At 68.4% G+C, this 21,554-nt stretch carries 24 protein-coding genes; 15 read left to right on the top strand and 9 right to left on the bottom strand.

The window, feature by feature from the left end; all coding sequences use genetic code 11:
* The coding region (locus AB0N89_RS10585) for a glutamate--tRNA ligase family protein (protein ID WP_364202809.1) at positions 1–1,742 on the bottom strand (1,742 nt) is incomplete at its 3' end.
* A gap of 124 nt (positions 1,743–1,866) precedes the next feature.
* Between AB0N89_RS10585 and AB0N89_RS10580 the strand changes: the two genes are divergently transcribed.
* From AB0N89_RS10580 to AB0N89_RS10565, 4 genes are all read left to right on the top strand, one after another.
* Complete coding sequence (locus tag AB0N89_RS10580) at positions 1,867–2,163, top strand: hypothetical protein (protein ID WP_364202806.1); 297 nt, start codon at positions 1,867–1,869, stop codon at positions 2,161–2,163.
* The gene (locus AB0N89_RS10575) at positions 2,135–2,275 is read left to right on the top strand and encodes a hypothetical protein (RefSeq protein ID WP_364202804.1); all 141 of its coding nucleotides are present in this window, start codon (positions 2,135–2,137) and stop codon (positions 2,273–2,275) included. The genes AB0N89_RS10580 and AB0N89_RS10575 overlap by 29 nt, the downstream gene beginning before the upstream one ends.
* Positions 2,262–3,035: a hypothetical protein gene (locus AB0N89_RS10570; protein WP_364202801.1), complete on the top strand. Its 774-nt coding sequence runs from the start codon at positions 2,262–2,264 to the stop codon at positions 3,033–3,035. The genes AB0N89_RS10575 and AB0N89_RS10570 overlap by 14 nt, the downstream gene beginning before the upstream one ends.
* Positions 3,036–3,163: 128 nt before the next feature.
* Entirely contained in the window at positions 3,164–3,340 is a 177-nt protein-coding gene (locus AB0N89_RS10565) for a hypothetical protein (RefSeq protein WP_364202798.1), read from the top strand.
* Here the strand turns inward: AB0N89_RS10565 and AB0N89_RS10560 are convergent.
* Positions 3,287–4,228 carry an MBL fold metallo-hydrolase gene (locus tag AB0N89_RS10560; RefSeq protein ID WP_364202796.1) on the bottom strand — a complete coding sequence of 314 codons (942 nt, stop codon included), beginning with the start codon at positions 4,226–4,228 and terminating at the stop codon, positions 3,287–3,289. The two genes, AB0N89_RS10565 and AB0N89_RS10560, sit on opposite strands and share 54 nt — an antisense overlap.
* An 82-nt stretch (positions 4,229–4,310) precedes the next feature.
* Between AB0N89_RS10560 and AB0N89_RS10555 the strand changes: the two genes are divergently transcribed.
* The gene (locus AB0N89_RS10555) at positions 4,311–5,171 is read left to right on the top strand and encodes a LysR substrate-binding domain-containing protein (protein ID WP_364202793.1); all 861 of its coding nucleotides are present in this window, start codon (positions 4,311–4,313) and stop codon (positions 5,169–5,171) included.
* A 39-nt stretch (positions 5,172–5,210) separates the two neighbouring features.
* Complete coding sequence (locus AB0N89_RS10550; RefSeq protein WP_364202790.1) at positions 5,211–5,627, top strand: hypothetical protein; 417 nt, start codon at positions 5,211–5,213, stop codon at positions 5,625–5,627.
* Between the two features lie 3 nt (positions 5,628–5,630).
* Here the strand turns inward: AB0N89_RS10550 and AB0N89_RS10545 are convergent, their stop codons facing one another.
* Positions 5,631–6,536 (bottom strand): glutaminase, encoded by a 906-nt coding sequence (locus AB0N89_RS10545; protein WP_364202788.1) that lies wholly within the window; start codon positions 6,534–6,536, stop codon positions 5,631–5,633.
* A gap of 170 nt (positions 6,537–6,706) precedes the next feature.
* Between AB0N89_RS10545 and AB0N89_RS10540 the strand changes: the two genes are divergently transcribed.
* Positions 6,707–8,095 (top strand): amino acid permease, encoded by a 1,389-nt coding sequence (locus AB0N89_RS10540; protein ID WP_364202785.1) that lies wholly within the window; start codon positions 6,707–6,709, stop codon positions 8,093–8,095.
* An 89-nt stretch (positions 8,096–8,184) separates the two neighbouring features.
* Here AB0N89_RS10540 and AB0N89_RS10535 read toward each other — a convergent pair whose 3' ends face one another.
* Positions 8,185–9,669 (bottom strand): CoA-acylating methylmalonate-semialdehyde dehydrogenase, encoded by a 1,485-nt coding sequence (locus AB0N89_RS10535; protein WP_364202782.1) that lies wholly within the window; start codon positions 9,667–9,669, stop codon positions 8,185–8,187.
* A gap of 19 nt (positions 9,670–9,688) precedes the next feature.
* The gene (locus AB0N89_RS10530; protein ID WP_364202779.1) at positions 9,689–10,558 is read right to left on the bottom strand and encodes an aldolase; all 870 of its coding nucleotides are present in this window, start codon (positions 10,556–10,558) and stop codon (positions 9,689–9,691) included.
* A gap of 109 nt (positions 10,559–10,667) precedes the next feature.
* Between AB0N89_RS10530 and AB0N89_RS10525 the strand changes: the two genes are divergently transcribed.
* Positions 10,668–11,417, top strand: a complete 750-nt coding sequence (locus AB0N89_RS10525; RefSeq protein ID WP_364202777.1) for a GntR family transcriptional regulator — start codon at positions 10,668–10,670, stop codon at positions 11,415–11,417.
* Here the strand turns inward: AB0N89_RS10525 and AB0N89_RS10520 are convergent.
* The 3 genes from AB0N89_RS10520 to AB0N89_RS10510 all read right to left on the bottom strand — a co-directional run bounded on the left by AB0N89_RS10520 (position 11,397) and on the right by AB0N89_RS10510 (position 14,250).
* Positions 11,397–12,842 carry an APC family permease gene (locus AB0N89_RS10520; protein ID WP_364202774.1) on the bottom strand — a complete coding sequence of 482 codons (1,446 nt, stop codon included), beginning with the start codon at positions 12,840–12,842 and terminating at the stop codon, positions 11,397–11,399. The two genes, AB0N89_RS10525 and AB0N89_RS10520, sit on opposite strands and share 21 nt — an antisense overlap.
* Positions 12,843–13,225: 383 nt before the next feature.
* The gene (locus AB0N89_RS10515; protein ID WP_364202771.1) at positions 13,226–13,675 is read right to left on the bottom strand and encodes a MoaF C-terminal domain-containing protein; all 450 of its coding nucleotides are present in this window, start codon (positions 13,673–13,675) and stop codon (positions 13,226–13,228) included.
* A 101-nt stretch (positions 13,676–13,776) separates the two neighbouring features.
* The gene (locus tag AB0N89_RS10510; protein ID WP_364202768.1) at positions 13,777–14,250 is read right to left on the bottom strand and encodes a carboxymuconolactone decarboxylase family protein; all 474 of its coding nucleotides are present in this window, start codon (positions 14,248–14,250) and stop codon (positions 13,777–13,779) included.
* Between the two features lie 61 nt (positions 14,251–14,311).
* On the opposite strand from AB0N89_RS10510, the gene AB0N89_RS10505 reads away from it, so the two are divergent.
* Positions 14,312–14,530: a hypothetical protein gene (locus AB0N89_RS10505; protein ID WP_364202765.1), complete on the top strand. Its 219-nt coding sequence runs from the start codon at positions 14,312–14,314 to the stop codon at positions 14,528–14,530.
* Here AB0N89_RS10505 and AB0N89_RS10500 read toward each other — a convergent pair.
* Positions 14,490–15,365 (bottom strand): cobalamin-binding protein, encoded by an 876-nt coding sequence (locus AB0N89_RS10500; RefSeq protein WP_364202762.1) that lies wholly within the window; start codon positions 15,363–15,365, stop codon positions 14,490–14,492. The two genes, AB0N89_RS10505 and AB0N89_RS10500, sit on opposite strands and share 41 nt — an antisense overlap.
* Positions 15,366–15,506: 141 nt before the next feature.
* On the opposite strand from AB0N89_RS10500, the gene AB0N89_RS10495 reads away from it, so the two are divergent.
* The 6 genes from AB0N89_RS10495 (at position 15,507) to AB0N89_RS10470 (ending at position 21,551) form a co-directional block, all read left to right on the top strand.
* Positions 15,507–16,388, top strand: coding sequence for a sugar isomerase (locus AB0N89_RS10495; RefSeq protein WP_364202759.1), 882 nt, complete (start codon positions 15,507–15,509; stop codon positions 16,386–16,388).
* Between the two features lie 7 nt (positions 16,389–16,395).
* On the top strand, positions 16,396–17,286 hold the full coding sequence (locus AB0N89_RS10490; RefSeq protein WP_364202756.1) for a 1-phosphofructokinase family hexose kinase: 891 nt from the start codon (positions 16,396–16,398) through the stop codon (positions 17,284–17,286).
* Positions 17,287–17,297: 11 nt separating this feature from the next.
* Positions 17,298–18,179 carry a class II fructose-bisphosphate aldolase gene (locus AB0N89_RS10485; protein ID WP_364202754.1) on the top strand — a complete coding sequence of 294 codons (882 nt, stop codon included), beginning with the start codon at positions 17,298–17,300 and terminating at the stop codon, positions 18,177–18,179.
* 81 nt (positions 18,180–18,260) lie between these two features.
* Positions 18,261–19,661 (top strand): ABC transporter substrate-binding protein, encoded by a 1,401-nt coding sequence (locus AB0N89_RS10480; protein WP_364202751.1) that lies wholly within the window; start codon positions 18,261–18,263, stop codon positions 19,659–19,661.
* Positions 19,661–20,611, top strand: a complete 951-nt coding sequence (locus AB0N89_RS10475) for a sugar ABC transporter permease (RefSeq protein WP_364202748.1) — start codon at positions 19,661–19,663, stop codon at positions 20,609–20,611. The genes AB0N89_RS10480 and AB0N89_RS10475 overlap by 1 nt, the downstream gene beginning before the upstream one ends.
* A 10-nt stretch (positions 20,612–20,621) precedes the next feature.
* On the top strand, positions 20,622–21,551 hold the full coding sequence (locus tag AB0N89_RS10470) for a carbohydrate ABC transporter permease (protein WP_364202745.1): 930 nt from the start codon (positions 20,622–20,624) through the stop codon (positions 21,549–21,551).
* Positions 21,552–21,554: the final 3 nt, after the last annotated feature.

The raw sequence follows: 21,554 nt of genomic DNA, 5'->3' as shown, positions 1-21,554 counted from the left end.
GGACCGCGCATCCGATGGGGCCGTTGCGGCTGACGGATCTGATCGGCCTCGACACGGTCGCCGCGATCGCCGACTCGCTCTACGCCGAACTCGCCCACGAGGCCGGAGAACCGGCCCAGCGTCTCCTCTCGCCCCAGCGCCTGGGTGATCGAGTGCAGGTCCGGGCTCCGGGTCGAGCCCGTGATCGCGATCCGGATGATCTGCGAAGCCTCGCGAATGGACCCGGGGAAGCCCTCGGGGTCCTTCTTGAATTCCTTGGCGTTCTTGGCGAAACCGTGCTTCGCCGCGACCTCGCGGATCTGCTGGAACCACTCCTGGCCGTCGTCGAGCTGCTGGTAGTTCCCGACGAAGTCCCGCGCCACGGCCCGGACGACCTCGCGGTCGACACCGAGGGCGGCGATCCGCTCGTCGTCCGGACCGGCGACGGCGGCGTGCAGCTGGGGGAAGAAGAAGCCGTAGACGGTGCGGAACTCGCTCCACTTCTTCAGGTCCTTGCGCGGGTTCTCGGCACCGTCGCGCTCGACGGCGAGCGCCCGCAGCGCGAGGTCCGGCTCGGCGTCGAGGACGGCGAGCAGCGCGGGGTCGAAACGCTCCGCCCAGGTGCGGACCTCCGCGAGGATCTCGGCGCCGGACAGCGTGGCGATGTGGTCGGCCGAGATGTCGTCGAGTTTGACGAGGTCGACCAGCGGGCCGGCGACACCGCATTCGTCCAGGTTGATCGGCTCGGCCAGCGCCTGGTCGAGCGGCAGTTCGGCGAGCCGTCCGTTGGCGAGGCCGCGCAGGTAGTAGAGGACGGCCTTGGTGGGGTAGCCGGACTCGATGTAGAAGTCGACGCTCGCTTCCGGGTCCTTGCGCTTCGACAGCTTGCGCTTGCTGCCGCCCTCCTGCTTCATCAGCGGCGCGATGTGGGCGTAAGTGATCGGCTCGAAGGCGAGCGCCTCGAACAGCTGCTGGTGCACCGGCACCGACGAGATCCACTCGTCGCCGCGGATGACCAGGTTGACGCGCATGAGGTGGTCGTCGACGGCGTGCGCGAAGTGGTAGGTCGGCAGCCGCGGGCTCTGGTCGGAGCTCTTGAGGATGACGACGTCGTTGCGGTTGGCCTCGGCCTCCAGCGGGCCGCGGATGGCGTCGGTGAACCGGGCGCGGGCGCCGGTGTCGTCCGGTGCGCGGAACCGCACGACGTACGGGTCGCCGGCGTCGAGCTTGGCCTGGACGTCGGCGGGGTCGGCGTCGCGCCAGATGGCCCACGAGCCGTAGTAGCCGGTCGGCAGCTTCGTCGCCTGCTGCCGGGCGGTGATCGCCGCCAGTTCGTCCTTGGTGGCGAAGTCGAGGTACGCGCGGCCGAGGCGGAGCAGGTGACGGACGTAGGTCAGGTAGATCTGCTCGCGCTCGGACTGCTGGTACGGCCCGTAGTCGCCGCCGCGGTGGATGTCCTCGTCGGCGGCGAGGCCGAAGTAGGCGAAGCCGCGCTCGAACTGGTCGATGGCGCCCTCGACCTCGCGGGACCGGTCGGTGTCCTCGACGCGGACGAGGTAACGGCCGGCGCTGCGGCGGGCGACGTCCTGGTCGATGGTGGCGACGTAGACGCCGCCGATGTGGACGAACCCGGTCGGCGACGGGCCGAAACGGGTGACCTTGGCGTCCTCGGGCAGCTCTCGGGCGGGGTAACGCTGTTCCCAGTGCTCGGGCTCGGGCAGGTCGGCGGGGAAGAGGGCGTCGATGACTGCTCGGTCCAGCATGGCGGTTCAGATCTCCCGGCGTCGTGGTGCATGGCGGTTTTCGCCACCGAAGAGCCTAACCGCCCGGTCTCCCGGCCTGGTGAGGGCGGGTCCCGAAGCAGAATCGAGACGTGCTTTTCCGTCGGTGGTCCCCGGTAGCTCGCTTCGTGAAGAACCCCAGCTCACCATCGGACCCAAACCTTCGGCGTTCTTTCTGCGCCGCCGTTTTCCCCGCACTTTCGGGCCCGCGCTCGCCCTCGCCGTGAGCGGCCTGATCGTCCTGCTCCTGAGCGGGACGGTCGTGGTGCCCTTCCAGCAGACACTGGTCCTGCGCGGCAAGATGGGCTCCAAATCGGATCGCTTCGAGGACGCGAAGGTCCAGGAAATCCTGATGCGCGCCAAGGGAATCCGGCGTGCACACGTACATCGTCCGGTTCGGTGAGGCGAACGCCGCCGAGCTGTCCCGTGCGGCCGCGGCCACCGGTGGCCGCATGGTCGACGCGAACGCGACATCCCTGCTCGACGCCTTCAAGGAGATCCGTGGCTGCCGATGATCTGTGGTGGGAAGTCTGGGGAATGTGGCTCGCGGTCTGGGTGCTGACCCTCGCCGCCTTCCTCGTCGCGGTCGTCGTGTTCGTCGAACACTGGCGCCGCGCGCGATCCGACGGCGATCAGGGGATGATCCGGGGCATCGGCTTCTACCTGCACACGAAGTCCGTGATGGGCCTCTACCAGTTGCATCGTTACAACGAGGCGCTGGAACAGGAGGTGGAGAAGCGGCGGAGCCGGGGCTGGCGGTTCGGGGGATCGGGTGGAATCGGCTCGCTGAAAGGGGAATCGGAGCGCACCGACACCGACGAGGAGTTCCGGCGGTACATCCGCAAGGCCGAGCCGATCACGGTGATCGGCATCGTGATGAAGGTGCTGGAGAAGCACCACGACATCGTCTACGTCGATCTGGCGAACCAGGAGCTGGCCCACAATCGCGCGCTGGTCAAGGAACTCGGCTGGTCCGACGGTCACGAGAGCACCCGTCAGCTCAAGACCCGGCTGCGCGGCGTCGAGGCGTTCGTCTCGGTGAAGGGCCTGTTCCGCAAGCGCTCGGAGACCGAAGACGAGACGGTCTTCTTCGCACCGTACGGAAATCCGGCCGACCCGGCGCGGAGCAGGCGGATCCGGTTCACCTGCCTGACCAGTGACCTGCGGGATTCCGTTCCCTCGGGCGCTTTCCGGGCGCGGTGTCTCGGCAAAGTGGAGGACTGGGATCCCGAAACCGGTGAACTCGTCGTTCATCCCATCGCCATCTTCAAGTGACGTTCCCTGCTCCACTTGGAGCAGTCGAAAGCCACACGTCGTCCATGGTGCTTCGCACTGTCGGCCGGCAGGGGCGAACCTGCACGATTTCGGTGTCCAAAACCGCAGGCTCGCTAGGGAGATCTCCCATGAAGACCGTTGTTTCCGACGACCTCCGCCGCTTCTTCGCCGACTCCGGTGTCGACGTCGCCGCTGCCGGTCAGACCGAAGTGGACGTCGTCATCGATCACTTCGACAACTGGAAGAACACCTCAAGCGGTGGCGCCTTCGGCTGTTTCACCGGCGCCTGCTGTCTCATGGCCTGAGTGGTCCGCGCAGAAGCAGCCGACGCCTTTCGCGATCCAGTCCCGGCCCTCCCATTCGGGGTGGCGTTCGATCATCAGCGCTTCGACCTCCGCGGCGATGGTCTCTTCGGGGAGAGCCGAGTCGCGCCGCCTCCAGGTCTCGTCGCGCAGCAGTTCGAGATACTCGCGGACGTCGGCCAGGATCCGGCGTCCGGAGACGTCGCCATGGCCGGGGACGACGATGTCCGGGCCGGTGGCGGCCAACCGGCGCAGCACTTCGATCCAGCGCAGCCCCGAGACGTCGGTGTCGTACGGCGGGAACCACGGGAAGATCGAGAACTGGCCGGCCTCCACCAGGTCCCCGGTGAACAGCACGCCCGCGTCGGGCACGGTCACCACCTGATCGCCCTTGCTGTGGGCGCGTCCGGTCGCCTCCAGCCAGACGACCCGTCCGCCGAGATCGAGGTCGTACGCGTCGTCGTAGACCACGTCCGGGGCGATCAGTTCGGCACCCTCCAGAGCGCGGGCCACCGGAGTCCCGAGACCGCGGAACATCTCGAGGTAGCCCGGTCCTTTGTGGACCAGGTCCGCGGCCTGCGCGCCGTTGACGAGATAGGTCGCCTCGTCCGCGAAGACCTGCGCGCCGAAAGCGTGCTCGGGGTGGAAATGCGTCGTCGTCAAGTACAGCTTGCGGCCGCGGGCGTATTCGGTCGCGAACGCGAGCACCTTCTCGGCGTTGCGAGGTCCCAGCCCGGTGTCGACGACGAGCACCGAGTGTTCGCCGCCGATGACCCCGATATTGGGGACGAGGTCGACGCCGACGTTCGGGATCACCACGAGGTCGCGGGCGATTTCGCGGGCCAGCCCGGGATCGACGACCGGCTCGTGGGTGAGTGGTTCGAAAGGCATGACCTCACTGTCGTGCCGCTCTCCGCCCGTCGTCCAAGACCGATCTCCACGGCCCGATACCGGATGGGTATCATTGCTGGTGATGGAGCTTCGTCTGCTGCGCTACTTCGTGGCCGTCGCCGAGGAGAGACACTTCGGCCGGGCCGCCGCGCGACTGCACATGACCCAGCCGCCGCTGAGCCGGGCGATCCGGCAGCTGGAGAACGACCTGGGGGTCGTCCTGCTGCTGCGGTCGGCCGCCGGCGTCGAACCCACCGCGGCCGGAACCACCCTGTACGCCGAGGCCCGCACCCTGCTGGACCAGGCAGACCGCGCCCGAGCTCGCGTGACGGCCGCCGCCGGTCCCGCGACGCTCACCGTCGGCACCCTCGCCGACGGGGCGGGGGAGGCGGGCACCCGGCTGGCTTCGGCGTTCCGGCGACGCCATCCCGAGGTCTCGATCCGGTTCCGCGAGGCGGACTTCACCGATCCCACCACCGGCCTGCGCGCCGGGCTGGCCGACGTCGCGCTGACCCGGTCGCCGTTCGACGAGACCGGGATCAGCGTCCGGGTCCTGCGTTCGGATCCGGTCGGGGTCGTGCTGCGCGGCGGCGATCCGCTCGCCGGTCGTGAGTCGCTCCGGCTGGCCGACGTCGCCGACCGGCCCTGGTTCCAGCTGCCGGAGGGGACGGATCCACTGTGGCGCGAGTACTGGAACGGGGCCGTGCCCCTGGGTGAGCGGCCCGCCGGTCCGGTGGTGCGCACGGTCAGCGAGTGCCTTCAAGCCGTCCTGTGGAACGGCTCGGCCGGCATCGCACCCCTCGGGCACGCCCTTCCCGACGGGCTCACCTGGGTCCCCCTGGCCGACATGCCTCCGAGCCCGCTGGTCGTCGCGTGGGTGACCGGGCAGGAGAGCCCGCTGATCCGTTCCTTCGCCCGGATCGCCGTCGAAAGTCACCGATGAGGGTGGTGTGGAACCGCCGGTTCCGGGGAATTCACCGGCATGCCGGAATCACGTTCGGAACCCGACGGCGCGACCGTCGACGCCGTCGGAAAGCTGGTCGCCGCCCTCGAAACGGTGGAGCAGGCGCGAGGGCATCTGTACACCTTCCACCATTTGACGGGAAGCGCGGACTTCGCGCTCGACGAGGCCGCCGAGGAGCTGGAGAAGGCCGGTCACCCCGAATGGGCCGAGCGGATCCGGACCGAGCTGATCGGGCTCAACGTGCTGCCGGAGCGGTGGACCTTCCAGCTGATCGAGGAGTATGACGACGGCTACTACACGGCCTTCCGCGAGATGACGCGGGCCGTCACCGGTGACCTGACCGGGGGACGGCGGCATCCGCACGAAGAACGCGTCAAACGGCGTCGGCGTACCGAGGGGCGGCCAGGGCACGAGATGGGCGAGCCCAGCACCTGAAGCTCAGAAGATCGACCAGCCGGTCAGGGTGGTGAACCGGTCGAGCGCCGCGACGCCCGCGACGGAGTTGCCCCGTGCGTCCAGGCAAGGGCTCCACACGCAGACCGCGCACCGGCCGGGGACGATCGCGACGATGCCGCCGCCGACCCCGCTCTTGCCGGGAAGCCCGACGCGATAGGCGAATTCGCCGGCCGCGTCGTAGGTGCCGCAGGTCAGCATCACGGCGTTGATCCGCTTGGCCGCGCTCAGCCCGAGCAGCCTGGTGCCGTCGTTGCGCACGCCGTGACGGGCGAGGAACACCGCCGAGCGCGCGACGTCCGCACAGGTCATCGCGATCGAGCACTGGCGCACGTACTGGTCGAGGACCGCGGGTACCGGATGGAGCATGTTCCGGTAGGACGCCATGAAGTACGCGAGCGCGCGATTGCGGTCGGCGTTCTCGGCCTCCGACGCGGCGACCTCGGCGTCGATCCCGATGCCCGCACGGCCGCTTTCCTCTTGGAAGAAGCGCAGCAGTTTCTCCGCCGCGTCGCCGTGGTGCGCCAATTCGTCGGTCACCACGAGCGCGCCCGCGTTGATGAAGGGATTGCGGGGGATCCCGTCCTCGTTCTCCAGCTGTACGAGCGAATTGAACGGGTTGCCGGACGGCTCGCGGCCCACCCGCGCCCACAGTCCGTCGCCGTGGGAGAGCGCGAGTGCCAGGGTGAAGACCTTCGACATGCTCTGGATGGAGAACGGCACTTCCCAGTCGCCGACCCCGTGCACCCCACCGTCCACTTCGGCCACCGCCATGCCGAACCGCCGGGGCTCGACCCTGGCCAGCGCGGGAATGTAGTCCGCGACGGCGCCGCGGCCGATCTCCGGGGCGACGTCGTCGGCGATCCGGTCCAGCAACGCTGCGAAGTCCACGCGCCGAGCGTAGGAGGCCGCTCGCGCGCGCGAAGATCGGGGTCGGCGCGTGAATTTGTCAAATCGAAAAGGGAAATTCCAGTAAAACCACCAGAGTGACGTCCCGCACACCTTAAGTCTTCCTTAGCAGTGTTGGTGACCTGACGCACACGCTCTAGCGTCTGGCAACCATGGATTCCTCGCTGATCACCGAAAAAGGTGAAAGCTACTCAAAAGCGCTGGGCAACCGCCAAGTGCAGATGATCGCCATCGGCGGCGCGATCGGCGTCGGGCTGTTCCTCGGTGCCGGTGGCAAGCTCCACCAGGTCGGGCCCTCGCTCGTCCTGTCGTACGCGCTCTGCGGCATCGCCGCGTACTTCGTGATGCGCGCCCTCGGCGAACTCGTGCTGCATCAGCCGACTTCCGGCAGTTTCGTCACCTACGCCCGCAAGTTCATCGGTCCGTGGGCGGGGTTCGCCTCCGGCTGGATGTACTGGGTGAACTGGGCGATGACCGGCATCGCGGAGATCACCGCGGTGGCGATCTACGTGCACAAGTGGCTGCCCGACGTTCCACAGTGGATCACCGCGCTGGTCGCCCTCGGCGTGCTGCTGGCGGTGAACCTGCTTTCGGTGAAGCTGTTCGGCGAGCTGGAATTCTGGTTCTCGGTGGTCAAGGTGCTGGCCATCGTGGTCTTCCTGATCACCGCCCTCGGGCTGGTGTTCACCAGTGCCGACATCGGCGGCACCACGGCCGGGGTGCACAACCTGACCGCCCACGACGGATTCTTCCCGGCGGGCATCGGCATCGCCCTGATGACGCTGCAGGCGGTCATCTTCGCGTACTCGGCGATCGAGGTCGTCGGCATCGCCGCCGGTGAGACCAAGGACGCCCGCAAGGTGCTGCCGAAGGCGATCAACGGCGTGGTCTGGCGGATCGGCGTGTTCTACGTCGGATCCGTGCTGCTGCTCGCGATGCTGCTGCCGTGGCCGTTCTACAACGGCGGCGAGAGCCCGTTCGTCACCGTCTTCACCCGCCTCGGAATCCCGGGTATCGGCGACGTGATGAACGCGGTCGTGCTCACCGCCGCGCTGTCGAGCTGCAACTCCGGCCTGTACTCGACCGGCCGCATCCTGCGGGCGCTGGCGGAGAAGGGCGAGGCGCCGAAGTTCGTCGGCAAGATGAGCAGCCGTCACGTGCCCTACGGCGGCATCCTGTTCACCTCCGGCGCCTACGTGCTGGGCGTGGTGCTGAACTACCTGGTGCCCAAGGACGCCTTCGACATCGCGATCGCGATCGCCTCGCTCGGCGTGATCACCACCTGGGCGACGCTGATCTTCTGCCAGATGCGGCTGCGTCAGGCGGCGCTGCGCGGGGAGCTGGAACGGCCGTCCTACCGGATGCCGTGGGCGCCCTACAGCGGCTGGGCCACGCTGGGCTTCCTCGCGCTGGTCGTGGTCCTGATGGGCTTCTCCGACGGCGCCGAGAAGATCGCGTTCTACTCGATCCCGGTGCTGGTCGTGGTGCTGGCGGTCGGCTGGCGGGTCATCGGGAAGCGGCAACGGCAAGAGGTGGGCTGACCCGCCGCCACCGGATGTCATGAAAGGGTCGTTCCTGACGAAAAACGTCAGGAACGACCCTTTCATGACACTCGAGCGAGGACCGGCCGTCAGCTCGAAGTGGGGAAGTTGAAACCGGCGGCGGACTGCGGCCATCGCGTCGTGACGACCTTCGCCCTGGTGTAGAACCGGACGCCCGCCGGGCCGTGGATCGGGCTGTCCCCGATGAGGGAGTCCTTCCACCCGCCGAAGGAGTAGTACGACATCGGCACCGGGATGGGCACGTTCACGCCGATCATCCCCACCTTCACCTCCCGCTGGAACCGCCGCGCGGCTTCACCACCGCCGGTGAAGACGGCGGTCCCGTTGCCGTAGGGGTTCGCGTTGATCAGCGCGATCGCCTCGTCCAGGGTGTCCACCCGCACGATCCCGAGCACCGGACCGAAGATCTCTTCGCGGTAGGCGGACATCTCGGTGGTGACGTTGTCCAAAAGGGACGGTCCGACGAAGAAGCCGCCCTCGTGTCCGGCGACGCGCAGCTCCCGGCCGTCGACCACCACGGTCGCGCCCTGCTCCGCGCCGAGGGCGACGGAGTCGATCACCCGCTGCCGGGCGGCTTCGGTGACGACGGGACCCATGTCGTTGCCGGCCTCGTCGCCGGGCCCGACCTTGATCTCCGCCGCCTTGCGCTTGAGGATCTCGACCAGTCCGTCGCCCGCCGAACCGACGGCGACCCCGATGGAGATCGCCATGCACCGCTGCCCGGCGGAACCGAACGCGGCCGCCGTGAGGTGGTTCGCGGCGTATTCGAGATCGGCGTCGGGCAGGACGACGGCGTGGTTCTTGGCCCCGCCCAGCGCCTGCACGCGTTTCCCGGTGGCCGTCGCGCGTTCGTGGACGTACTTGGCGATCGGGGTGGACCCGACGAACGACACCGCGGCGATGCCGGGATGCTCCAGGATCGCGTCGACGGCGACCTTGTCCCCGTTGACCACAGTGAACACACCGTCGGGAAGCCCCGCTTCGGCGTACAGCTCGGCGACCAGCCGGGACGCGGACGGGACCCGTTCGCTGGGCTTGAGCACGAACGTGTTGCCCGCCGCGATGGCGATCGGGTGCATCCACAGCGGGACCATGATCGGGAAGTTGAACGGCGTGATCCCGGCGACGACCCCGAGCGGCTGCCGGAAGTCGTGCACGTCGACGTCCCGCGAGACCTGGTCGGAGAAGCCGCCCTTCAGCGCGTCGGCGATGCCGCAGGCGTACTCGACGATCTCGCGGCCGCGGACGATTTCCCCCCGCGCGTCGTCGAGCACCTTGCCGTGTTCGGAGGAGATGATCCTGGCGAGTTCGTCCTCGTGTTCCACCAGCAGCTCGCGGAAGGCGAACATCACCCTGGTCCGCTGCGACAGCGACGAATCGCCCCACGACTCGAAAGCCTTGCCTGCGGCGGCCACCGCGGTGTCCACATCAGACGGCTCCGCGAGGAGCACCTGAGCCCGCGTCCGCCCCGTGGCCGGGTCGAACACCGGAGCGGTGCGGGTGGAACCAGCCGTCGTCGCGGCGCCGTTGATCCAGTGGTCGATGGTCTTCACGCGTTGTCCTCCACGGTGTTCACAGCAGTCCGACGGCCGTGTCGACGGCCTTGGCGACGTCGCCGTCGTGCGGGTAGAGCAGGGAGCGGCCGACCACGAGTCCCTGCACGGTCGGCAGCGCGAGCGCGTGCTGCCAGGCGGCGAACGCGGCGTCGGGATCCTTCACCTCGCCGCCCAGCAGGACGGCGGGCAGCGTCGAAGCCGCCAGCACGCGCTCCATGTCCTTCACCACGGGGAGTTTCAGCCAGGTGTAGGCCGACGAGCGGCCCAGGGCGGAGGCGATGGTGATGGAGCGGATCACGGCTTCGGGGGAGAGGTCGTTGCGCAGGCGCCCGTCGACCCAGTCCGCGACGAACGGCTCGACCATCGCGATCAGTTTCCGGTCGGCGAGGTCGTTGACCGCCCGCGCGGTGTTTTCCAGGGCGCTCGGCGTCGCCGGGTCGGTCAGGCAGATCCGGGTGAGCGTCTTGCCACCGTCGAAGCGCATCCGCTCGATGGTTTCGGCGTCGTAGCAGGCGAAACGGTCGTCGATCTCGAAGCTCGACCCCGCGAGGCCGGTGCGGTTCATCGAGCCGATCACGGTCTTGCCTTCGAGGGCGCCGAGGAGCAGCAGGTCGTCGATGATGTCCGGCGTCGCCAGCACTCCGGTGACGCCAGGCCGCTCCAGCGCTAGACAGAGGCGGTCCAGCAGTTCACCGCGGTCGGCCATCGCGAGCGGGTCCGAGCCGACGCCGTTCGCGCCCCGCGCCGGATGGTCCGCGGCGATGATCATCGTGCGGCCCTTGTCGTTGAACGGCGATTTCGCCCGGACCCGGGTGGTCGCGGCCGCCGCGACGGCCTCCGGATCGCGCACCCTCGCGGCGACTATCCGCCGCACTGTGTCCGACACCTTTCGCACCTCCCGGCTCGCGTGGTCCCTCGACCATCGCAAGAGGCCGGAGACTTTGTCAAGACATACGGACATAAGGTCATAGTGGTGGTCGCGGTAGGCTCCGCGCATGAAACCGTGGGCGCCCGGCGAGATCGTGGTGGATCCGAACGGCCCGGAGCCGCTGTATTCCCAGGTCGCCCGCCAGATCGGCGCCGCGATCGAAGACGGCAGGCTGCCGAACGGTGCCAGGCTGGACAACGAGCTGGACCTGGCCGCGCGGCTGCACCTGTCGCGCCCGACCATCCGCCAGGCGATCCAGTCGCTGGTCAACCAGGGGCTACTCGTCCGCAAACGCGGGGTCGGTACACAGGTCGTGCGCACCAAGGTCGCCCGCCCGCTGCGGTTGAGCAGCCTCTTCGACGACCTCAGCGAACTCGGGGACAGGCCGGAGTCGGTCGTCCTGATCAACCGGGTCGAGCCCGCGGACGACGAGGCGATCGAGCACCTCGAGACGGCGGGCCTGACCCATGTCCGGCGGCTGAAGCGGGTGCGGTCGACCGGCGGCGAACCGCTGGCGATCATGAACAACTACCTGCCCGACGGCCTCATCGACCCGACCGACGACGAGCTGCGGGACAGAGGGCTTTACCAGTTACTGCGCTCGGCGGGCGTCCGGTTGCACGCCGCGCAGCAGAACGTCGGTGCCCGGCAGGCGACCGAGGAGGACGCCGAGCTGCTGGACGAGAAGCCCGGCGCGGCGCTGCTCACCATGCGCCGCACCACCTACGACGACTCCGGCAAGGTCGTCGAACACGGCTGGCACGTCTACCGGGCCTCGCGCTACTCCTTCAATCTCTCACTGACCAACAACGTCTGACGGTTCGCGTTCCAAGTCGTCCTCCAGCGCCGCGTACACCGAGGGACGGAACCGGCGCAGCCAGGCGGCGAGCGCGAGCCCGGCCAGCGCGACGATCAGGAGCAGCCACGGCAGATGCGGGACGACGCCGTTGCTCGACCCGGCGAGCGTCGGGAAGTTGAGGATCGCCAGCGTCACGATGATCCCGAGTCCCACCGCGCCCAGCCCGGGCGCGATCAGCGTCTTGACGACGCGGCGGTCCCGGGTCCGGCGGAAGTAGACCAGGATCGCCACCGCCGCGAACAGCTGCAGGGTGAGGATGCCGAGCGTGCCGAAGCCGGTCATGCTCGCGGTGAGGTCGGCGACCGGGTCGAGTCCGGAGAGCCGGAAGGCCAGCGCCACCACCGAACCGAAGACCAGCTGGACGATCGAGGCGTAGCGCGGCGCACCGTTGCGCGGGCTCGTCCTGCCCAGCAGGCGCGGCAGCACGCCGACCCGGCCCAGCGCGTACAGGTACCGGGTGGCCGAGTTGTGGAGCGCCAGCAGCGCCGCGAACAGGCTGACCACCAGCAGCAGCAACATCACCTTGGTCAGCGGGCCGCCGAGGTACTCCTGGGCGACCGACAGCACGAGATCCCCGCTCGACAGGTGCGCCGCTGCCACGTCTTGCGCCTGCTCCGCGCCGATCGCGCTGACCACGGCCCACGTCGTGAACGCGGCGAACACGCCGATGAACCCGATGGCGATGTAGGTCGCCCGCGGGATCGTCCGCTTGGGATCCTTCGCCTCCTCGCCGAACAACGCCGTCGCCTCGAACCCGATGAAAGCGTTGGCGGCGAACAACAACGCCAGACCGCCAGCGCCCTGGAACAGGACGGACGGACTGAACGCGGCGAAGGAGAACCCGTGCCGGAACAGCACGCTGAAGTCCATGATCAGCAGGATCGACACTTCGAGGATCAGCGAGGCGCCCAGCACCTTCGCGCTGACCGCGATGCCACGGCGGCTGAGAAGAAGGACCAGCACGACCGAAAGCGCGCTCCAGAACAGCCAATCGAGTTTCAGGCCGAAGACGTCGTCGATCGCCGTGGAAGTGAAGAACCCGCTCGTGCCGATCGCGCCCGCCACGAAACAGTTGTAGCCGAGCATCGCGACGAAACCGGCTACGAGCCCCGGAGTCCGGCCCAACCCCTTGACCACGAAGGCGTAGAAGCCGCCCGCGCTGGTGAGCACCCGCGACATCTGCGCGTAGCCGACCGCGAACAACAGCAACACGACCGTGGCCAGCAGGAAGGCCGCGACCATGCCGCCGCCGTTGCCCACCGCGATGCCGATGGCCGCGATCACGATCATCCCGGTCAGGGGAGCGACCGCGGCGAGCACGAGGAACACGATGCCTGGCACGCCCAGGACATTCTTCGCGAGCGACGTGTCGTCTCGGCTCATGTGGTGCTCCTCATCTCGGCTGGAGGGCCAGTATGGGAGCGGCCGGGGGTGCGGCCTTTGGCTCTGCGCGCTCGGTGCTTGTTCGCCCGCGCCCGGCCGCGGGTTCTCGGTCGGGGCGGTCGTGAGTGGTCAGTGCCGTTAGGGCGGTGGCAGATGAGGTGACGGGGGAGGATTCCGGACGTTCGACGGCCGGAATCTTCCCCGCTCGACCGCGCCGGCATCCAACACAAGCGTCACCCCGAGCCGTGTGGAGGATCTGGGACACTGAACGTCCCAAATCCTCCGCACACGATCGCCAGTCACCCAGTGGGTAGGCAAACACGAGTTCGTTAGAACGACACTGACCACTCACGACCACCCCGACCCGGCGAGGTCCGGCGCTTCTAGCTTTTGGGGGCGGGGAAGGAAGGCCATCCGTGCGGCTTGTCCAGGATCTCGATGGTCGCTTGATCGACCAGGAAGTACTGCCCGCCGTCCTCGCGAGGATTCGTATAGGCGGCCGTCGCGACGAGGCGCTCGAAGTCCGCCATCACGGCGATGGGATAGCCGCCGTCGAAGACCTCGCCGTGCGCGGCCGTCGCGACGGTCCCGGTCTCGTACCAGGTCACGAAGTACTGGGCGGGACCGACCGCGAACACGCGCAGCGTCTTCTCCTTCTGCCGGACGCCGGTGAAATCGCCGGACACGCCGGTCCAGATCATCGTCGTCCTGTCCGCGTAATGCTGCTCCAGCACGTTCCCCGAACCGTAGTGGAAGTTCGCGCGCAGCCCGACGAGATCGGTGCTGAGCTGATGGGTGCCGGTCACGGGGAAGAAGCGGACGTCGAGTTCCACGGGCTGAACCTCCGGAGGATCGCTGTTTCCGAAGGTTTAGCACCGGGAATGTCCAGAATCGTTGTCCGGCAAGGCAACTCTCTTGTCGGTGAACGCGGGGCTCAGCCGAACATGCCGGGCTGGTAGTCGCCGGCCGGGGTCCCCGCGATGACGTTGAGCCGGTTGTACGCGTTGATCGTGGCCACCAGGGAGATCAGCGCGCCGATCTCGTCGTCGTCGTAGTTCTTGCGCACCTGTGCCCAGGTCTCCTCACTGACACCGCCGTGCGCGTCGGAGATGCGGGTGCCCTCCTCGGTGAGCGCCAGGGCGGCGCGCTCCGCCTCGGTGAACACCTTCGCTTCCCGCCAGGCGGCGACGAGGTTGAGCCGCACGGAGGTTTCGCCGGCGTGCGCGGCGTCCTTGCTGTGCATGTCGGTGCAGAAGCCGCAGCCGTTGATCTGGCTGGCGCGCAGCTTCACCAGTTCCTGGGTCGCGTGCGGCAGCGAAGACTCCTCGATCGGGCGGCTCGCTGCGCCGAGGCGCTTGACGAACTTGACGGCGACCTCGTTCTCGAACAGGTTGAATCGCGCTTCCATGATCTTTCCTCTCCGTCGGTTTCTGCACACATGACGCCCCGGGCGGAGAGGTTGTGACAGCTTGCGAAGTGACGCCGGTCACGCCGGGTTCATGGGCAACCGTCCGGCCAGCGCCGTCTCGCTGTTCACCGCCGTCGGAACGGGACTCTGCCTGATCGTGGGACTCGTCGCCCTGATCCGGCACTGGTCCCCGGGCTACCTGGTGATCTGGTGTGTCGCGCTGGCCGTGGCCGTCGTCTTCAATCTGTGGGCCGCCAAGGGCTCGGGCGGTCGTGAATGACGTCCGCGAGGATCTCGGCGCCGTCGACGACGCGGGGACCCGGCCGGTTGAAGTAGGCCGGGCCGTCCAGGACGTGTACGGCCGGGATGTCGTCCCAGCCGGGCAGGCCGGTCAGCGACGGGAGTTCCGCCTCGGTCCGTTCGGGCGGGAAGCCGCAGGGAATGAGCACCAGCACGTCGGGTCGTGCCTCGACGACGGCGTCCCACGTGATCGGGCGGGTGTGCTCGCCCGCGGCGGCCAGCAGCGGAACGCCACCGGCGGCCTCGATCTGCTCCGGGACCCAGTGGCCGGCGGGCCAGAGCGGGTCGAGCCATTCGATGGCCGCCACGCGCGGGCGGGGCCGCCCCGCGACCCGGGCACGGACCGCGTCCAAGCGTTCCCGGAGACGGCGGGTCTCGGCGGCCGCTCGTTCGGGGACGCCCAGTACCTCGCCGAGCGTGGTCAGGCAGGTGAAGACGCCCTCCAGGGTTCGCGGTTCGAGGCTGACGATCCGGGTGTCGCCGTCCATGGCGCGCACGGTGTCCGAGACCTGCCGATAGGACACCGCGCAGACGTCGCAGAGGTCCTGTGTGAGGACGACGTCGGGCCTGGCGGCCGCGAGCAGGCCGGTGTCGAGTGAGTACAGGCCCGAACCGCGATGCTCGCCGCCGACAGCCGTGGAGATCTCCCGGCTGGACAGCACATCGTGGTCGATCGCGCTGCTCGTGACCACCGGGACGTCGCCGAGGGCGCCGGGTGGCCAGTCGCATTCGTGGGTCCGGCCGGTCAGTGACCCGAGGAGCCCGAGGGTCGCGACGAAGTCCGTGGCGGCAGGGAGCAGCGAGACGATCCGCATCAGTCCACGGTAGGTGACCTGCACATCCTGCACATCTGAGCGGGTCAATTGCGTGAAAGTGCGCTAACAGAGCATTGACGTTGCATAAAACTGCACCTAACGTGACAGCTATTGCGCACAACTGGCACGGATGGGGAGTTCATGAGCGGGACCTTCATGGCGGCGGAGATCGCGAGCCAGCCCGGATGCTGGCGGGACGCGGCGGCGCTGGCCTCGGCGAACAGTGATCTGCTGCCGCCGCCGGGCGCGCGGGTCGCGATCGTCGGCTGCGGCACGTCGTGGTTCATCGGCCAGGCGTACGCCGTCCTTCGCGAGTCCGCGGGGCTCGGCGAGACCGACGCCTTCGCCGCGTCGGAATTCCCGGAGGGACGCGGTTACGACCACGTCGTGGCGCTGACCCGGTCGGGGACGACGACCGAGGTCCACGCCCTCCTGGCGAAACTGCGGGGCAAGACGCCGACCATCGCGATCACCGGCGTGCCGCGCGAGATCGAGAACGCCGCGGACACGATCGTCGACCTTTCCGTCGTGGACGAGCGCTCGGTCGTGCAGACCCGGTTCGCCACGACGGCGCTGGCGATGCTGCGCGCGCACCTCGGCGAGGACCTGACCACGGTCGCCGACCAGGCCGAACGCGTGCTCGCCGAACCGCTGCCCGACGAGCTGCTCAGCGCCGAGCAGTTCAGCTTCCTCGGCACCGGCTGGTCCGTGGGCATCGCGAACGAAGCGGCGCTCAAGTTCCGCGAGGCGTGTCTACTGTGGACGGAGTCCTACCCGGCGTGGGACTACCGGCACGGCCCGATCAGCATCAGCGAACCCGGCCGCGTGACCTGGATGTTCGGGCAGGCGCCGGAAGGCCTGGCCGACGACGTCGCCCGCGCGGGCGGCCTGTTCGTCGAAAGCGGCCTGGACCCGCTCGCCGACCTGGTCCGCGCGCAGCGCGTCGCCGGCGCGATCGCCGCCCGCAAGGGGCTCGACCCGGACAACCCCCGCAGTCTCACCCGTTCCGTCGTCCTGACCTGAGCCTGTCGTGATAGTCACCGTCACGCCGAACACCGCGCTGGACGTCACGTACACGGTGGACGGTCTCCGGCCCGGTGGGGTGCACCGGATGAGGGACGTACGGCACCGGGCGGGCGGCAAGGGCGTCAACGTCGCCCGTGTACTGCGCACGCTCGGTGCCGACGTCCACGCGATCCTCACGGCGGGCGGAGCGACGGGAGCCCTCGTCGAGAGCGACCTCGCGGCGGCCGGTATCCCGGCCGACGTCGTCCCGATCGGCGGGGAAACCCGGCGTACCACCACGGTCCTGGCGGACGACGGATCGGTCACGCTGCTGAACGAACCCGGTCCCCGGCTCACCGAAGACGAGTGGCAAACGCTTGCGGCGGCCGTTCGAACCCGGAAACCGGACGTGCTCGTCTGTTCGGGCAGCCTCCCGCCGGGAGCCGGGGGATACGCGGGCCTCATCGGAAACCCGAAGTCCATTTTGGACACATCCGGCCAAGCCCTGCTCGACGGCTTGGCCGCGAAGCCGTCCGTCATCAAGCCGAACGCCGAAGAACTGCGCGAGGTCACCGGCCTGCGGGATCCGGTGGCCGCCGCGCACGAACTCCGCAGGGCCGGGGCGGACGCGGTCGTCGTCTCGCTGGGCCCCGAGGGGCTGCTCGCGGTGACCGGCTCCGGTACCTGGCAGGCGGCACCGTCCACTGTGCTCACCGGCAACACCACCGGCGCGGGCGACGCCGTCGTCGCGGCGCTCGCGCTGGGACTGAGCCGCGCCGAAGCCTGGCCGGACATCCTGCGCCGGGCCGTCGCGCTCTCCGGGGCGGCCGTGCTCGGCCCGCTCGCCGGCGACGTCGACCTCGCGCACTACCAAGCGGAACAGGGGCTGGTCGCCGTGCGCGCCCACCCGGATTAGGAGAAACAGTCATGCCTCTGGTGGGAACCGGGGAGATCGTCGGAGCCGCCGCGGCGGCCCGGCACGGCTGTGGCGCGTTCAACGCGATCCAGCTCGAACACATCACCGCGATCGTCGACGGCGCCGCCGCGGCGGAAGCGCCGGTGATCGTGCAGCTCAGCCAGAACGCCGTGAAGTACCACGGGTCACTGGCGCCGATCGGCACGGCGGCGCTCGCCGCGGCCAGGGAGGCCGCGATACCGGTCGCGGTGCATCTCGACCACGCCGAATCGGCCGACCTCGTCCGCGAGGCGGTCACACTCGGCTTCGGATCCGTCATGTTCGACGCGTCCAAACTGGACTACACCGACAACGTGCGCGCGACCCGTGAAGTCGCCGCGTACTGCCACGACCACGGAGTGTGGGTCGAGGCCGAACTCGGCGAGGTCGGGGGCAAGGACGGCGTCCACGCGCCCGGCGCGCGCACCGATCCGGACGAGGCGGCGGAATTCGTCGCGTCCACCGGCGTCGACGCGCTGGCCGTCGCGGTGGGCAGTTCGCACGCCATGCTCACCCGGGACGCCGCACTGGACTTCGAGCTCATAGCGCGGCTCCGGGAACGCGTGCCGGTGCCACTGGTGCTGCACGGCTCTTCGGGCGTGCCCGACGACGGGCTGGCCGAAGCGGTGCGAGCGGGGATGACGAAGATCAATATCGCCACCCAGCTCAATAAGGTGTTCACCGCGGCCGTCGCGGACGATTGGCGTGCGCATCCCGGGCGCGTGGACCCGCGGAAGTACCTCGGCGCCGGACGTGCCGCGGTCGCCGTCGAGGTGCGGCGGCTCTTGGGAGTGCTCAAGCTTGATCATGTTGAACCGGTCAAGGTGACGATTGAGCAGACTTTGCGCGATTGAGTGTTGACATGTGCGTGAAACCTCACAAAACTGCGCAAGAACAAGCAGAACTTGTGTGATCTTCGATCCAGGTGGTGGCGGATGCGGGTAGGCAGGCTCACGACAGTGATGTCAGCGACAGCAGGGGTGGCGCTCCTGCTCGCGGGATGCGGCGGCGGTGACGCGGCCGGAGGCACCGGCGAGAACGCGCTTCCGGGCGTCGACCAGTTCCTCAACGCGCCCTGTCCGGAAGCGGGCGTGAAACCCGCTGCCGACAAGGAATTCAAGTACTGGTCCATGTGGACGGCCGACGAGCCGCAGGGCAAGGTCCTGCAGAAGGCCTTCAAATGCTTCCAGGAGAAGACCGGCGTCAAGGTCGACGTGCAGTGGCTGGGCCGCAAGGCCTACACGCAGAACCTGGTGCCCGCGCTGAACACCGACGCGGTGCCGGACCTGTTCGACCAGGACGTCAGCAAGGTCGGCGCCGCGATCATGACGCCCGGTGGCACGCAGAGCGTCGACGACGTGTTCGCGATGAAGGTCGGTGAAGGCGACAAGACCGTCAAGGACGTGCTTTCGCCCAGCTCGTACGACTTCCCGCAGAACAAGGACCGCGAGGGCCACAACTTCATGGTCCCGTACACGATCCAGTCGAGCGCCTGGTGGTTCAACAAGGACACCGCCGGCGACATCCAGCAGCCGAAGACGATGGACGAGATGGTCGGCCTGTTCGACAAGGCCAAGTCCGACGGCAAGGCCGCGATCAGCCTCGACGGCGACATCCCGTTCTACAACATGTACTTCTACACCCAGCTCGCCGAGCGTTACGTCGGCGCGGGCGGCATCTACAAGGCGGCGACCGACAAGACCGGTCAGGCGTGGAAGACCGAGCCCGGTTTCCTCAAGGCCGCCACCGAAACCGCGAAGCTGCCCAAGTACTTCATCGACGGCTGGGACGCGGCGAAGTTCCCGCAGGTGCAGCAGCGCTGGGCCGACGGCGACTCCCGGTTCCTCTACGTCGGCAGCTGGGCGCCGAGCGAGACCCGCGAATACCTGGACAAGCAGGGCGCCGGGACGAAGATCAACTACGGCTCCTTCCAGTTCCCGATGCCCGAGGGCGCCACGCACGACACCGTCGAGCAGATGTCGATCGGGTTCTCGGTGACCAAGAAGGCCAAGCACGCCGAGGCGGCCAAGGCGTTCATCGCCTACTTCCTCAACAAGGACCTGCTTTCCGGGATCCCCGCGGTGGCCGACAACCTCGTCCCGCGCGCCGACCTCGCCGTGCCGGACGACCTCAAGCAGGTCAAGGCCGCGCTGGACGACCCGAAGAAGGAACACGTCCTGCAGTACGACGGGATCGACGGCATCGCCGGCGGCAAATGGCAGACCGACGTCTTCGACCCCGCCGACATCGCGCTGCTGAAGGGGCAGATCACCCCGCAGCAGTTCGTCGAGCAGCTCGCCACCAAGGGCGCCGAGTTCTGGAAGAACCAGGGCTGATGGCGACAGTCACGACTCCGGCGAAACCGCCGGTGCGGGCCGTGAAGGCCGGGGCGCACCTGAGTCGCAAGAAACGGCTGTTCTGGCCGTTCGCCGCGCCGGCGCTGGTGCTGTACCTGGCCTTCCTGGTCCTGCCGACGATCGCGACCGTCGTGCTGAGCTTCACCAGCTGGGCCGGGGCGGGGGACACGCCGGAACCCAACGGCGTCACCAACTACACGCAGATGGTGTCGAGCGACTCGTTCCAGTACGCCTTCCGCAACACGCTGATCTACGTGTTCCTCGGCGGGATCGGCACGTTCGCGCTCGCGTTCCTGTTCACCATGGTGCTGCGGGACATGAAGGGCGGCAAGATCGTCCGCGCCATCCTGTTCTTCCCGAACATCGTGGCCCCGGTGGCGCTCGGCATGTTCCTCGGCTTCGTCTTCAAGTACCAGCCGGGGAAACAGGGCCTGGCGAACTACGTGCTGGAAGGCCTCGGCGCGGACGCGGCGAAGTTCCTCGCACCGTCCAATGTGACCGGTGTGGTGACGGCTTCGCTGATCTGGGCCAGCTCGGGCTTCTACATCACCATCCTGATGGCCGCGGTCGACCGCATCCCGCCGTACCTCTACGAGGACGCGGAACTGGGCGGCGCTTCGCCGTGGCAGAAGTTCAAGAACATCACGCTGCCGATGACCTGGGACGTCGTCGGTGTCGCGGGGGTTCTGTGGACGATCAACGCGCTCAAGATCTTCGAGCTGGTGTTCGTGCTGGCCGGGCCGGGCACCTACGCCCCGCCCAACGAGGCGTGGACGCTGGGGATCTACGTGTTCGACCGGACCTTCGGCTCGAACGGCACCCCGGACTTCGGCGCCGCCTGCGCCTGCGCGGTGGCGATGATCGCGCTGGTGTCCGTGCTCGTCGTCCTGCTCCGTCGTTTGATGCGCCGTGACGCGATCCAGTTCTGAGGGAGACCCCATGTCCGTCACCGACGTCGAGGCGCCCGCGCGGCGAGCGGCGAAACCGGTGCGCAAGCCGCCGCGCAAACCGCGGCCGGCGCCCGGCTCGAAACGGTTCAGTCCGTTGCGCGTCGTGGGTTCCACGATCGTGTGGTTGTTCACCGCCGGCAACATCCTGGTGCTGTACTGGCTGCTCACGGCGTCGTTCAAGACGCCGGTGGAGATCTTCACCAAGCCGTTCGACCTGCCGTACCAGTGGTTCAAGGTCGGCAAGCCGTTCCGGAACTTCATCTACGCCTGGAACAACGCCGGCTTCGGCGACGCCGTGCTCACCACGGTGGTCCTGGTCGGGCTGGCGACGGTCGTGACGGTCGCCGTCTCGGCGCCGTGCGCGTACGCCCTGACCAGGCTCGGGGTCCGCGGCGCCGGGCCGATGACGAACGTCGTCGCGATCGGCATGGGCGTGCCGTTCCAGACCGTGATCATCCCGCTGTTCGTGGTGCTCAGCAAGATCCACCTGGACAACGAGTACGGCCTGTTCGTGCTGTACGTGGCGCTGTCGATCCCGTTCACGGTGTTCCTGATGACCGGCTTCTTCCGGTCGCTGCCGGACGAACTGGAGGAGGCCGCCGCGCTCGACGGCGCGTCGCCGATGCGCACGTTCTTCTCGGTCATGCTGCCGCTGACGCGCGGCGGGATGATCACCGCGCTGACGCTGAACGCCATCGGCCTGTGGAACGAGACGCTGCTCGCGATCGTGTTCCTCAAGGACCAGGCGCATTTCACGCTCTCCCGCGCGCTCTTCACCTTCTACGGGGCGGCGAGCTACCAGTCGGAGTACGGCGGACTGATCGCCGGTGTGGCGATCGTCGTGCTCCCAATGCTCGTGCTCTACCTCGTGCTCGCCCGCCGGATCATCACCGGCCTGACCCTCGGCGCCGGAAAGTAGGAC

Origin of the sequence: Amycolatopsis sp. NPDC089917 (assembly GCF_040684635.1) — a bacterium.
In the GTDB taxonomy this organism is placed as follows: domain Bacteria; phylum Actinomycetota; class Actinomycetes; order Mycobacteriales; family Pseudonocardiaceae; genus Amycolatopsis.
The sequence above is the reverse complement of the archived record's forward strand: the minus strand, read 5'-3'. Positions and strand labels throughout refer to the sequence as shown.

What these genes read in the sequence shown, in the direction of transcription:
- AB0N89_RS10565 (WP_364202798.1), top strand. Translation starts at nt 3,164, where the DNA reads ATGAAGACCGTTGTTTCCGACGACCTCCGCCGCTTCTTCGCCGACTCC.
- AB0N89_RS10560 (WP_364202796.1), bottom strand. Translation starts at nt 4,228, where the DNA reads ATGCCTTTCGAACCACTCACCCACGAGCCGGTCGTCGATCCCGGGCTG.
- AB0N89_RS10555 (WP_364202793.1), top strand. Translation starts at nt 4,311, where the DNA reads ATGGAGCTTCGTCTGCTGCGCTACTTCGTGGCCGTCGCCGAGGAGAGA.
- AB0N89_RS10550 (WP_364202790.1), top strand. Translation starts at nt 5,211, where the DNA reads ATGCCGGAATCACGTTCGGAACCCGACGGCGCGACCGTCGACGCCGTC.
- AB0N89_RS10540 (WP_364202785.1), top strand. Translation starts at nt 6,707, where the DNA reads ATGGATTCCTCGCTGATCACCGAAAAAGGTGAAAGCTACTCAAAAGCG.
- AB0N89_RS10525 (WP_364202777.1), top strand. Translation starts at nt 10,668, where the DNA reads ATGAAACCGTGGGCGCCCGGCGAGATCGTGGTGGATCCGAACGGCCCG.
- AB0N89_RS10520 (WP_364202774.1), bottom strand. Translation starts at nt 12,842, where the DNA reads ATGAGCCGAGACGACACGTCGCTCGCGAAGAATGTCCTGGGCGTGCCA.
- AB0N89_RS10510 (WP_364202768.1), bottom strand. Translation starts at nt 14,250, where the DNA reads ATGGAAGCGCGATTCAACCTGTTCGAGAACGAGGTCGCCGTCAAGTTC.
- AB0N89_RS10500 (WP_364202762.1), bottom strand. Translation starts at nt 15,365, where the DNA reads ATGCGGATCGTCTCGCTGCTCCCTGCCGCCACGGACTTCGTCGCGACC.
- AB0N89_RS10495 (WP_364202759.1), top strand. Translation starts at nt 15,507, where the DNA reads ATGAGCGGGACCTTCATGGCGGCGGAGATCGCGAGCCAGCCCGGATGC.
- AB0N89_RS10485 (WP_364202754.1), top strand. Translation starts at nt 17,298, where the DNA reads ATGCCTCTGGTGGGAACCGGGGAGATCGTCGGAGCCGCCGCGGCGGCC.
- AB0N89_RS10480 (WP_364202751.1), top strand. Translation starts at nt 18,261, where the DNA reads ATGCGGGTAGGCAGGCTCACGACAGTGATGTCAGCGACAGCAGGGGTG.
- AB0N89_RS10475 (WP_364202748.1), top strand. Translation starts at nt 19,661, where the DNA reads ATGGCGACAGTCACGACTCCGGCGAAACCGCCGGTGCGGGCCGTGAAG.
- AB0N89_RS10470 (WP_364202745.1), top strand. Translation starts at nt 20,622, where the DNA reads ATGTCCGTCACCGACGTCGAGGCGCCCGCGCGGCGAGCGGCGAAACCG.